The 11,733-nt window shown below is 37.4% G+C and carries 11 protein-coding genes and 1 pseudogene; 9 read left to right on the top strand and 3 right to left on the bottom strand.

Features of this window, described 5'->3' with window-relative positions; translation table 11 throughout:
* Positions 1 to 4 precede the first annotated feature (4 nt).
* Positions 5 to 907, top strand: coding sequence for a methylisocitrate lyase (gene prpB, locus BN1066_RS03235; protein ID WP_077318078.1), 903 nt, complete (start codon positions 5 to 7; stop codon positions 905 to 907).
* 739 nt (positions 908 to 1,646) lie between these two features.
* On the opposite strand, the gene BN1066_RS03230 is transcribed toward prpB, so the two are convergent.
* Positions 1,647 to 1,853 (bottom strand): aspartyl-phosphate phosphatase Spo0E family protein, encoded by a 207-nt coding sequence (locus BN1066_RS03230; protein WP_077318077.1) that lies wholly within the window; start codon positions 1,851 to 1,853, stop codon positions 1,647 to 1,649.
* A gap of 295 nt (positions 1,854 to 2,148) precedes the next feature.
* Here BN1066_RS03230 and BN1066_RS03225 point away from each other — a divergent pair, with 295 nt between their 5' ends.
* The 8 genes and pseudogenes from BN1066_RS03225 to BN1066_RS03190 all read left to right on the top strand — a co-directional run bounded on the left by BN1066_RS03225 (position 2,149) and on the right by BN1066_RS03190 (position 8,838).
* On the top strand, positions 2,149 to 4,767 hold the full coding sequence (locus BN1066_RS03225) for a sigma 54-interacting transcriptional regulator (protein ID WP_077318076.1): 2,619 nt from the start codon (positions 2,149 to 2,151) through the stop codon (positions 4,765 to 4,767).
* A gap of 161 nt (positions 4,768 to 4,928) precedes the next feature.
* A complete protein-coding gene (locus tag BN1066_RS03220) occupies positions 4,929 to 5,162 on the top strand; it encodes a hypothetical protein (RefSeq protein WP_077318075.1) in 234 nt (77 codons plus the stop codon).
* Positions 5,163 to 5,194: 32 nt separating this feature from the next.
* The gene (locus BN1066_RS03215; protein WP_077318074.1) at positions 5,195 to 5,518 is read left to right on the top strand and encodes a PTS sugar transporter subunit IIB; all 324 of its coding nucleotides are present in this window, start codon (positions 5,195 to 5,197) and stop codon (positions 5,516 to 5,518) included.
* 12 nt (positions 5,519 to 5,530) lie between these two features.
* The gene (locus BN1066_RS03210) at positions 5,531 to 6,829 is read left to right on the top strand and encodes a PTS sugar transporter subunit IIC (protein WP_077318073.1); all 1,299 of its coding nucleotides are present in this window, start codon (positions 5,531 to 5,533) and stop codon (positions 6,827 to 6,829) included.
* A gap of 14 nt (positions 6,830 to 6,843) precedes the next feature.
* The gene (locus BN1066_RS03205) at positions 6,844 to 7,179 is read left to right on the top strand and encodes a PTS sugar transporter subunit IIA (RefSeq protein WP_077318072.1); all 336 of its coding nucleotides are present in this window, start codon (positions 6,844 to 6,846) and stop codon (positions 7,177 to 7,179) included.
* A 51-nt stretch (positions 7,180 to 7,230) separates the two neighbouring features.
* Positions 7,231 to 7,573: pseudogene (locus BN1066_RS03200) on the top strand (LD-carboxypeptidase); the annotation flags it as partial.
* Positions 7,574 to 8,115: 542 nt separating this feature from the next.
* Positions 8,116 to 8,385, top strand: a complete 270-nt coding sequence (locus tag BN1066_RS03195; RefSeq protein WP_077318071.1) for a GNAT family N-acetyltransferase — start codon at positions 8,116 to 8,118, stop codon at positions 8,383 to 8,385.
* A 222-nt stretch (positions 8,386 to 8,607) separates the two neighbouring features.
* A complete protein-coding gene (locus BN1066_RS03190; RefSeq protein WP_077318070.1) occupies positions 8,608 to 8,838 on the top strand; it encodes an excisionase family DNA-binding protein in 231 nt (76 codons plus the stop codon).
* A gap of 226 nt (positions 8,839 to 9,064) precedes the next feature.
* Here the strand turns inward: BN1066_RS03190 and BN1066_RS03185 are convergent, their stop codons facing one another.
* Both BN1066_RS03185 and BN1066_RS03180 read right to left on the bottom strand, forming a co-directional pair.
* Complete coding sequence (locus tag BN1066_RS03185; RefSeq protein WP_077318069.1) at positions 9,065 to 10,492, bottom strand: aldehyde dehydrogenase family protein; 1,428 nt, start codon at positions 10,490 to 10,492, stop codon at positions 9,065 to 9,067.
* Positions 10,493 to 10,602: 110 nt separating this feature from the next.
* Entirely contained in the window at positions 10,603 to 11,589 is a 987-nt protein-coding gene (locus tag BN1066_RS03180; protein WP_077318068.1) for a DmpA family aminopeptidase, read from the bottom strand.
* Between the last annotated feature and the right edge of the window lie 144 nt (positions 11,590 to 11,733).

Below are 11,733 nucleotides of genomic sequence, written 5' to 3'. Positions count from 1 at the left end.
AGGAATGGCATGGATTGTTGAACAACCGAAAACACAGCAGCAATTAGCTGATCAATTCAGGAAGCTGATGGAAGAAGAAACTATTTTGCAAATTCCTGGTGCCCATGATGCAATGGCAGCACTAGTTGCCAAAAATACTGGCTTTCCGGCTCTCTATTTATCAGGGGGAGCTTATACGGCAAGTAAGGGGTTACCAGATTTAGGAATCGTTACATCCACCGAGGTTGCAGAACGAGCAAGAGATCTTGTGCGGGCAACCAATTTACCTGTACTTGTAGACATTGATACTGGTTTTGGAGGTGTTTTAAATGTAGCCCGAACGGCACAAGAGATGCTGGAAGCAAATGTCGCAGCTGTTCAAATTGAGGATCAGCAGCTGCCGAAAAAATGTGGTCACTTAAATGGTAAGCAGCTCGTTACGACAGAAGAGATGAAGCAAAAAATCCAAGCAATTAAAAAAGTAGCACCGTCGTTGGTGATTGTTGCTAGAACTGATGCACGGGCAAATGAAGGTTTAGATGCAGCTATCGAACGAGCGAATGCCTATGTCGATGCCGGAGCTGATGCTATTTTTCCGGAAGCATTGCAATCAGATGAAGAGTTTCGGCTTGTTGCTGAGAAAGTAACCGTACCATTATTAGCAAATATGACAGAGTTCGGAAAAACGCCGTATATTACCGCCGAAGAATTTCAAAGCATGGGCTTTAAAATGGTTATTTATCCAGTAACTTCTTTACGGGTCGCTGCCAAAGCGTATGAGCGTATTTTTAAATTAATTAAAGAAGAAGGAACGCAAAAAGCTGGGGTTAAGGATATGCAAACAAGAAAAGAGCTTTATAAAACGATTTCATATGATGAATTTGAAGCGCTTGATAAAAACATTGCTAAAACCGTATTAGGTGAATAGATAATGATTGGGCTATACTGCGAGGGAGTTTTTCTCGCAGTGTAGTTCTCTTTTTTTGCACGAAAAAAGTAATCAGTGTAGAAGTTGATTCGACACGAGGAAAATTAATATTTGTAATGTGTAATAATTTAGCAAGAGAGGTTTCATGATAGTCAGGCTTTAAAAGTAGGTATATGTTGTGAGAGAAAAATAAAGAGTAGAAGGCAGGTATAACTGCTTCTTTTCATGTACAATTGTAGTATAAATGATCTGGCATGAAAAGAGGTTCCCGCCTTATAGAAGATGTTTAAAAAGTCTGATAAAAATGACGCATCGAATTTCTTCATTGGCTTGCCGACTGTATACAATGCGCGACTCGAAACTACGCTACCTTGAACTTCGGTGAATAGGAAGTGATAGTGTCGGCGTTGGGGTTTTAGCTGACACTGGTCTGTTTTATCCCCTATTTGAACCCGTACCTGTAAATAATTATTTAGAAAGGTAATAGTGAATTCTCCTTTTACTTGCTTTTAAAAAAATTAAGTAAATAAAGCTTCTTGTACCGTATATCTAGTATGTTATTTACCATGATCGAAACAGATTACGTTTGCGCGATGAGGCTTCTTGAACAACCCGTATTAGATGATTCTTTATATGCAATGATAATAAGTAGGAACAATCATGGTATGGGAGTATCTGCCTCTTTCAGAGTTCCTCATCATGTAAAATGCTTCGCATAATTGAATGATAATTCATTCAACTAAGAGATAAAAGATATGATTATAAAACCAGTGATAAATACGGGCTTTAAGTTATTTTGTAAATTTAATAATGTATCAAGCTGTTGGCTACATTTAACAGTTCGCCAGTCAGTTAACCCATATTTCAATCCAAGGGTAACCATTTCTTTTTTTTTCCTGTTAATGGTTGCGGATAAGTGTGAAGACTTTGGTTCTATAACTTTCATTATAAAAATCTTCCCTTCTACATGATAAAAATTTTTAGAGGTTATGTCGTAAACACACAAAAATAAGTATGCTCATTTCTAAATAAAATTGCAATAGATTCTACAAAGAAAGTCAAAACATTTCATAAAACGACATAAATTGACTAACGAAAATATGATTTTTTAATTTCGTCCCGAATAATATTGGTTAAATAGTAAAAATTGGTAATCAATAATAAAAGTAATAGAAGCATGTAAATTCGCTTACAAACTGATACAATAAGAGCAGTAGAAATATTATAAAAGAGGTTTGAGAATGAGTCGATTACATGATATTATGAATCTTTTATTGGAAAATGATAGCTTAAGTGCCTCTGAAGTTAGCGAGATGCTTCATATTGATCGTTCTACAGCCAGTCGCTACTTAAACTCCCTTGTTAAAGAAAACAAAGCAGAAAAAATTCCAGGAAAACCAGTAAAATACAAGGTCAATTCACTATTTAATGGAAACGCTGACTTTCGTAGTATGAAAGGAATTGGCAAAAGCTTGCAGCCTATTTTAGAACAAGGGATGGCAGCACTACTTTACCCGTCCCGAAATATTCCGATTTTACTTACAGGTGAAACCGGCACAGGTAAAACGTATTTAGCAGAAACGTTATGTAAATTAGCGCAAAAACGATTAAATAAACAGCAAGAAGTACCATTTGTTTCATTTAACTGTGCAGATTATGCGCAAAATACTGAATTATTAGTTGGACAAATTTTTGGTATAAAGGAAGGCGCGTTTACAGGTGCTATGGAAGACCGGGTTGGATTAGTAGAAAAAGCAAATGGAGGAATTTTATTTCTTGATGAAATTCATCGTTTGCCCCCATCTGGTCAAGAAATGTTATTTTATTTAATGGACAAAGGAATCTATCGTGTATTAGGAGAAACGACGAAGGATCGTTATGCAAATATCACGTTAATCGGGGCTACTACAGAAGATCCTCATAAAGCCTTGCTACCAGCGCTTGTACGCCGCTTCTCCATCAAGCTTACTCTTCCTTCGTTGCGGGAACGAACACGTGCGGAGCGAGAAGAACTTGTTCATCATTTCCTCATGCAAGAAGCGAATAAAATGGATACCAATTTGGCCATTACTGATAATAGTCGAGAGGCATTGTTAAATTACCCATGTCCAGGAAATATTGGCCAATTAAAAGGCGATATTCAGATTGCTTGTGCCCATGCATATTTACGTTATTTAAATCAACATGAGGAAAAAGTGCTTATCCAATCATCGGACTTGCCAGATAATATTGCGTCCTATGCTACTTCGGATTCGATGAAACAGCAAGAAGTCTCTGCTACGTTAGCTGCTGAAGAAGAAATACCTGAACTTTCGATTGGGATACCTAATATCTATCAAAAAATAGCAAACCAAAATGATCATAAAACCATTCATGAAACGATTAGAAACTATATTACTGACTTAGCCAAAAAGTATCGTCAACCATCCCCTTCCCAACAAGGATGGCAGCAATTAATCGATGACGATTTGTTCAATGCCTTACGAGAGGCAAACAAACATTTAAATAATCTAGCTTTTCACTTGGATGTTAATCAATTATATGTCATTGGTTTGCATTTACAGAATTATCGAGATCATGAACATGAAGAAAAGAAAGATTTACCTATTATTATTCATCCAAATGCCGTATATCGACAAGCTGCACAACAGCTGGCAGCATACCTAGAGTCCGCCATTGGTTTACAGCTGCCAGAGGAAGAAGTTGAATTAATGGCACATTTTTTAACGGCTGATGAATCTAATGCGCCAACGAAAGAACAGACGATAGCTGTGATTTTGATTACACATGGAACAGCAACTGCTTCCTCCATGGCCGAAGTTACGAATACATTACTAGGAAATGAGGTAATCCAAGCAATTGATATGCCCCTGCACATGTCAGCTACAGAAATATATCAGCATGTTAAGCACAAGATCAGGAATATGACAAATATTAAAGGTGCGCTTTTATTGGTTGATATTGGATCACTCATTACAATTGGTGATGCGATTCAACATGACCTAGATGTAGAGATAAAAACATTATCAAGTGTAAATCTACCAATGGTACTGGAAGCGGGTAGAAAATCGCTTCATTCTAACATTTCGTTGGAGGAGATATATCATGATACGAAAAAAGCGATGACTGTATTTGTGAAAGAGGAAACAACATATTCTCCTATTGAAAAGAAACGAATGATTACTACAGTTTGTTTTACCGGGGAAGGTGCAGCACAATTATTGGAAACATGGATTGAAAACCAGCTAACAGATATAGACGAGGATGTGCTGATTCGTTCGGTTCGAATTGATCCGACGACAAAGGATACGACAATCTTAGAGGATTTGAAAAATCATTACGATATTGTAGCAATTATCGGTACAGTGCCGGTAGCAATTGATGGAATCCCATATCTACCTGCATGGGAACTACTACAGGAAGAAGGGATTTCTCGTATGCTAAAACTACTGGAAGTGACGCGAAAAACGCCAAAATTAAAAGATGGAGAAATTAAAAGAAATGAAATTTTACCACTTGTTTTGAAGGGACTCGGTGAAATAGTAACGTATATTAATCCGAAACCACTAGTTCAAGTATTAAATGATAAAATGCCAATCATTGCCGAATTTTATGGATGGGATATGAATAGAAAGCTAGGGATGTGGATGCATATCGGCAGCCTGATGGACCGCTTAGTAGGTGCCAAGCTAAAGAATAATGTGGAACAGTTGCTTTCTTCTATTCCACTAGACCGCCAGTTTACGATGCAGGCTCGGGAAAAAGAAATTTGGGAGCCGCTATTTTCTGAACTAGAAAAAATGTATTATTTTCAATTACATCCGCCAATTAGGGAAGCATTAGTGAAACTATCTCGTTAATGTGTGCAGTTAAACTGCACACATTTTTTAATTGCCTCATTAAAGCTTGTCCTTATTGCTTTTATCTGTGTTGGCATGAAATTTGCATATAAAAAAGTGAAAAGGCAATAATAAAAAAAGTTTAACCCTTGTCACTTATTTTAAACGAAAGGAGGATAACAGTGAAAAAATTTTTAGCCATCTATGCAATTGGATTTTCACTAATTTGGGTAGGCTATGGAATTTATGCAATATGGTCTCATCATGATTCAGCAACGCTTATTTTAGGATTTGGGATTGCATTTTCAATTGTTATTTGTTTAGCCTCATGGTTTTCTTATTGGCTTATGCGCCATTATAAAAGAATTGACAAGATGGCCAAAGATATTTTAAGCAATACACCAAAAAAGCACTAATCAATTACTATTTATAGATGGGAGTTTTTAAAATGGAAACAAATCAAGAAATTAAATTAATTATTCTATGCAGCTGGGGTGCTACCTCAAGTCAGTTAGCAAAAAAAGTACAAGAAGCAGCTGAAAAAAGAGGGATCTCGATAACCGTAGACGCTGGGGGTACTGGTGAATTTAAACAAAAAGCTAGTAATTATAATGTAGCTTTACTAGAGCCGCAAGTACGTCATTTGAAAAAGGAAGTATCTAAAACTGCAGAACAATATCAAATCCCAGTAGAACTTGTTGATCAACGCGCATTTGCCTTGATGGACGGGGATAAGGTGTTAGATCAAGTTTTAAAATTAATGAATAAATAGGAGGCGTTAAATATGATTGAATGGTTGGAAAATCACTTAATGGAGCCATTAGGTAAAATTGCTCAAAACAAATATTTGCAAGCAATTCGTGATGCATTTGTCATTTTCGCTCTACCTGTCATTATCACAGGAGCTATTTTCCTTATTATTGCTAATCCGCCAACTTCATTGGACTGGGGTATCATTAATGCTTGGGAAAATGCAGTAACACCAATTCAAGCGGAATTATTATTTCCATTTAATTTAACTTTTGGTTTAATGGCATTAACCGTGTCCTTTGGGGTTGGTTATAGTCTGGCAATTCGCCAAGAAATGGATGCGGTAATGGCTGGGATTCTTTCCATGCTGGCGTTTTTCATGACTGCATTTCCTGTCACAGACATTACCAAGGTTCCATTCGGTGATATTTTAAATTATCTTGGAGGACAAGGATTATTTGTTGCCATTATTTTAGGGATTGCAACAACGGAGGCGATGCGGTTTTTAATTAACAAAGGATTTACCTTTGAAATGCCTGCCGGTGTACCACCATATGTAATGAGAACATTTAGAGCACTTATTCCATTTATGGTTATTTTACCGTTAGTTTGGATCATTGCCTGGATTGTATGGGCGAATTATGAAGTAACCCTGCCACAATTAGTGCTTGATTTATTCAGTCCATTAGTTAGTGCGTCTAATTCATACTGGGCAGCACTTGGTATGATCTTATTGATGTTAATTTTATGGTCAATTGGTATTCATGGGATGAACGTTGTTTCTTCTGTTGCCTATCCGTTTTGGATGACACAACTAGCAGAAAATGCGGATGCAGTTAAAGCTGGTACAGAAGCAACTGGTATTGTAACAGAGCCGTTCTTCCATATGTTTACTCATGTTGGTGGATCAGGTGCAACACTTGGACTTGTTATATTTATGTTGTTTTCAGCATCTGTTCAGTTGAAGCAAGTAGGAAAAACGGCAATTATTCCGTCGTTGTTTAATATTAATGAACCGGTTATTTTTGGATTGCCAATTGTGTTAAATCCAATCTTGATTATTCCGTTTGTTTTAGGTCCGGCGGTTATCGTGACCATTAACTATATTTTATTTGCAACCGGAATTTTACCACCCGTCGTTATTCAACCACCATTTACTGTACCAATTTTCTTTGGTGGATTTATTGCAACAGGGGGTTCCTGGTTAGCAGGTCTCGTACAAATTATGAACGTCGTTATTGCGACATTAATTTACTATCCTTTCTTTAAAAAATATGAAAAACAATTGGTGCAACAAGAACAAGAGGAAGCAGTTGAAACAAGCGTCAACTAGAGGAGTGTTTACTTATGGACTATGAAGCAATTATGATGCAGCTTATCTTGCACGGCGGCAATGCCCGCGGTGCAGCATATGAAGCATTAGATGCCGCAGAAGAATATGATTTTACCGAAGCAGAAAAGAAACTCGAAGAAGCGCATGATGAATTCGTTAAAGGGCATAAATATCAAACCGAACTGATTCAAAGTCAAAATGAAGACACGGTTCCAAGCTTTTTCATGATTCATGCGCAGGATCACATTATGACAGCGCAAGCAGAAATCCAGTTAATTAAGCGGATGATTGAACAGCTACGAAAAACAGAAGTGATGGAGAAACGTTTGGAAAAACTGGAAAGCAACTAATATAGCGTTTTTACGACATCCCATAGATAAATGAGGTCTATGGGATGTTTTTATTGGAAGAACTGTATTTTATTTTTTGAAACATCACAGGAAAAGCCACCCCCTGAGTTTGTGAAACGCTGGCTAAGAAATTATGCTACACAAGGAATCTTGCAAGCAGCAAACGGAATGATTTTTTGCCAAACCACAGTATGAGCAGTATGATGAAGAATATAAAGCTGTTATTCGTACCGTTATACAGGAATATCATTTGCAGCATTTACCAGTTCTTTATAATCTGAACTTTGGTCATACAGAGCCGGAATTTATTTTGCCATATGGTGCAATGGCCGAAATAAATTGTAAAGCAAAGACGTTTTCCATTTTAGAACCAGGAGTAGTAAGCGATATATAGCATGCTGAAGCAGGCTTAAATGTTAAGAAGTATAAGAATTAGTTATTTAGATTTCAAGTGTGTTTTGAAAAAGACAATGTTCGAGACAAGACATTTTGAACAGAAGAATGTATTTTAAATGATAGAAATCTCACAACCAGCGAAGAATTCCAATTATGTTTTTTGTATATCCTTTTAAGCTAAAGCAGAACGATCAGAGACTCGTGACTACTTCAAATTCTTATAAGTATGTATGATACGTTAACATATGATTCAAACTAATAAGGATTTTAAATTACGTTTATCCCGTATCTAAGGTGTAGTAAGACTCCTGCTTATAAGAGTGATAGAAAAAAAGAAGAAGTCTAAGTGGGGGGATAATTGCACATTTGTTCGAAACGAAAGAACAAGATAAACTTTGGTAAGCAATACATCATACGGGAGAAAAGGAAAAAACGATTTTTTGTTTCTAAGACGCCTGGGGTTTTCTACATCAAGAAAGAGCACTACTGAAAGTTTCACTTTATAAAGTCTTAGGCGAAGTAGGAGGTGTACAGTAAAAAGTGGAGATAAAAAAAGGTCAAAAGAATTTCTATGTTGGCGATAAGAAAAATCCAATAGCAGAAATAACGTATTATCTATCGGATGATGGCAATATCGTTATTGATCATACGGAGGTAGCTGATGAGTTGCGCGGAAAGGGCATAGCTGGAAAATTAGTAGCTGCAGTTGTAGAACAAGCAAAAGCAGAAGGGAAAAAAATTAAACCTATTTGTTCTTACGCTAAAAATAAAATGGAAAAAACTCCAGAATACCAGGATGTCCTAGTATAATAAAAGTAATACTTAAAGGACTAAAGAGTTATGACTCGCATGTAAAAGGTTGTCATCTTCCTGCTTTTTGATGAAGAAAGTAGCCTTGGTTATAGATGAGAAACCAGGTGCGTAACAGAATAAGAATGCTTTAGTAGTAAGTCTTCCTGTTTCTTAAAGATTTGCGATGTTAGTCATTGTTTTACTTTATATTTAAAAAGGGATGGAAAGGAATGACGAAGAATGTACTTAACGATACCAGAAACAGCAGAATTCCTATCTATTGATGAAAAGAAAATTCATGCATTAGTCTTGCAAGGACGGATACGGGCTGTTCATGATGGCGAGCAATTTCTCATTAACAACGAACAGTTTAATACGCATTTAAAGCAAATGGAAAAGTACCGGGCAATGATACAGGATTATTTGCGTGAACCTATCCCTGAAGATATGGATGTAAACGATGAGGATTAAATGCAAAGGAATCCATTTGATAACATAGGTAGTGCAAACTAAAACAGGGTGGAATAACCCTGTTTTAGTTTGGGTTATCCCACATGTAAGGAGCCGTGAGACTCCCACTTCAAGACCTGAGTTGATACAAAAGGGTCTAAGTGGAAGAAAACGGCACCTAAATCCCCGATTCGTTCAACTAACATTTTTTGGGAAGAGCTCCAAGAAATGAAGTTTCACTTTATAGTTAGGAGGACATCCCCAAAATTGCTTTTATCTCTAAAAATTCTTCGATACCAAAGTCGCCCCATTCTCTGCCGATCCCAGATTGTTTATAACCGCCAAATGGTGCCATGAAGTCAATTTTACCATTATTCACAGTAATTTGTCCTGCTTTAATTTTATTTGCCACATAGGATAGTGTGTCTTTATTTTTACCTACTACATATCCAGCAAGACCGTAAACCGTATCATTAGCAATGTTTAATGCTTCTTCTAAATCATTATAGGCAATAATCGACAGTACCGGACCAAAGATTTCTTCTTGTGCAATAACCATATCATTGGAAACATCCGTAAACACAGTAGGTTTTACAAAATAGCCTGTTTCCATCCCTTTTGGTTTCCCTAGTCCACCGACAAGCAAGGTTGCTCCTTCATCTATGCCCTTTTTAATATAAGACTGAACCGTCTCCCACTGTTCTTTTGATACGACTGGTCCGGTTTTGACATCGGTTTTTTTCGGATCGCCATATTTAAATGAAGGAAGGGTATGTTTGATTGCCTCTTCAAAATCGTTTTTCATGGTTACAGGAATAATGGCTCGAGTTGCTGCCGAACAAACTTGTCCTGTATTCATCATAATATGGGAGATGGCTGTTTTGGCTGCTTCATTCACATCGGCATCGTCTAGAACGATGAGTGGTGACTTTCCACCAAGTTCAAGTGCAACTTTCTTAATCGTTTTTGCGCTATTTTTCATGATTTTTTCTCCCACTTTCCCAGAACCAGTGAAAGAGACAAAGTCAATATCTGGATGCGTACTAATTCTATTACCAATAATGGATCCGGTTCCATTTACTAAATTAAATGCTCCTTTTGGTATACCAGCCTTCTGAATGACCTCAGCTAGTATCATCGCTGCAAAAGGGGTTCTTGAAGCAGGTTTTAAAACAACAGGGCTGCCTGCGGCAATAGCACTTGCTATTTTTGTGGATACTTGATTGGTCGGAAAGTTCCATGGTGTAATTAATCCACTAACACCGATTGTTTCTTTTCGAATGATGTGATTACCACGGTTTTCCTCAAAGACAAATGACTTTAGCGCTTTTGCAACATGTGTGAAATGATTATATCCCATTTGATAGTGGACTTTTTCTGACATAGTTACCGGCGAACCAAGCTCTTCTGTAATAACTTCAACCAATTCATCTTTTCTTTTTTCATACTCTGAAGCAATTGCCTTAAGCATGTCTATTCGTTCTTCTTTCGTTGTTTCTGAAAATGATGGCAGTACAGCTTTAGCAGCAACAACAGCTTTATTTAAATCTTCTTCTGTACCAGAGCTTATTTTTCCAATTACTTCTTCCGTTGCGGGGTTGATAACGTCAATGGTGTCCGTGCCAGTAGACTCAACCCAATCCCCATTTATAAAATGCTTTACATTTGTTCGCATACGAAACTCTCTCCTTTTTGGAAATCATTGTATAATGGGTATTCCCTAGAGAAGATAGAATAAAACATAAAGTAATTTAAACAATAAGTTTTTCTTGTTAGGTAATTGACTTATAAAGGTGCTTTTTCCACTATTCTTCCTAATCTGCCAATAGTCGTTTCTGCCATGAGCAAGGAACGAATTACCGCCTCCTCTACAATCTCTACCACTGCTTGAAATAGCTGATTCATTATTGGGTGATCATCGCGTAGCCACTCTTTTGTCTCGGTTATTGCGTCCGTTTGGTGTGAACAGGTAGTAGCGGTAGAAAAAGCAATTGCAATATCACCACTTCCGTTAGCAATATTACTTCCAGTGCGCCCTAATCCTAGAGCACTGCGTTTTGCCAAACGTTTCAGCTGACGATCGTAGAGGGGGGCATCTGTAGCAATAACAATCATAATGGAGCCATCTGGTGTTTCTTGATCAAATGCTTGCCAATTTGCAAATAATGCATCCTCGCGCTTTCCAAAATTGCTTACAACTAGGCAGCCAATTTGATAGCTTGATTGTTGATATGTAACATAACGAGATGCTGAGCCAATTCCGCCCTTATATCCAAGACATACCATCCCTTTTCCAGTACCAACCGCCCCCTCTACTACCGGATTAGAGGATGCAGCCTCAATGGCTTCTATTGCGTGTTTAGGTTGGATAGCCGGGTAACGAGCGGCATTTAAATAGCTGTCATTACATTCACCCACGACAATATTAATGGAACTCGTGGTATCGCCAATTTCTTCCGTCGTTCTCAGCATATATTCGAGTGTTCCTTGCCAGACAGCACCTACGCTAAAAGTATTGGTGAGCATAATCGGTGATTCGATAAGTCCTAACTCATTCACTTGAATAAGTCCGGTTGTTTTGCCAAATCCGTTTAGTACAGCACTGCCTGCATGAACTTTATTCCGAAATAGATTGTACTTATGCGGCAAAATTGCTGTTACACCGGTGCAAATCGTCGTTTTTTCATCCATCTTCTCATATAATGTCACATGACCTACTTGTACTCCTTTTACATCCGTAATGCAATTATCCTTGCCTTTTTTTAGCTTCATATTAAAAACCTCCTTTTGAAAATGTGAAATGTGATATTTTGTTCTTGCCTTGCAAAAGCCATTCGTTTTTTCATAGTGGATAAGTTTTGAAACAACTTCGTCTAGTTTAAGCGCTCAAGCGACTAACAAACTTCAATTTTCCTC

Origin of the sequence: Virgibacillus proomii, from assembly GCF_900162615.1 — a bacterium.
GTDB lineage: Bacteria > Bacillota > Bacilli > Bacillales > Amphibacillaceae > Virgibacillus > Virgibacillus proomii.
The sequence above is the reverse complement of the archived record's forward strand: the minus strand, read 5'-3'. Positions and strand labels throughout refer to the sequence as shown.

Excerpts from the sequence above, each read along its gene's own strand:
- prpB (WP_077318078.1), top strand. The coding sequence starts at position 5 with ATGGCATGGATTGTTGAACAACCGAAAACACAGCAGCAATTAGCTGAT.
- BN1066_RS03230 (WP_077318077.1), bottom strand. The coding sequence starts at position 1,853 with ATGAAAGTTATAGAACCAAAGTCTTCACACTTATCCGCAACCATTAAC.
- BN1066_RS03225 (WP_077318076.1), top strand. The coding sequence starts at position 2,149 with ATGAGTCGATTACATGATATTATGAATCTTTTATTGGAAAATGATAGC.
- BN1066_RS03215 (WP_077318074.1), top strand. The coding sequence starts at position 5,195 with ATGGAAACAAATCAAGAAATTAAATTAATTATTCTATGCAGCTGGGGT.
- BN1066_RS03210 (WP_077318073.1), top strand. The coding sequence starts at position 5,531 with ATGATTGAATGGTTGGAAAATCACTTAATGGAGCCATTAGGTAAAATT.
- BN1066_RS03205 (WP_077318072.1), top strand. The coding sequence starts at position 6,844 with ATGGACTATGAAGCAATTATGATGCAGCTTATCTTGCACGGCGGCAAT.
- BN1066_RS03190 (WP_077318070.1), top strand. The coding sequence starts at position 8,608 with ATGTACTTAACGATACCAGAAACAGCAGAATTCCTATCTATTGATGAA.
- BN1066_RS03185 (WP_077318069.1), bottom strand. The coding sequence starts at position 10,492 with ATGCGAACAAATGTAAAGCATTTTATAAATGGGGATTGGGTTGAGTCT.
- BN1066_RS03180 (WP_077318068.1), bottom strand. The coding sequence starts at position 11,589 with ATGAAGCTAAAAAAAGGCAAGGATAATTGCATTACGGATGTAAAAGGA.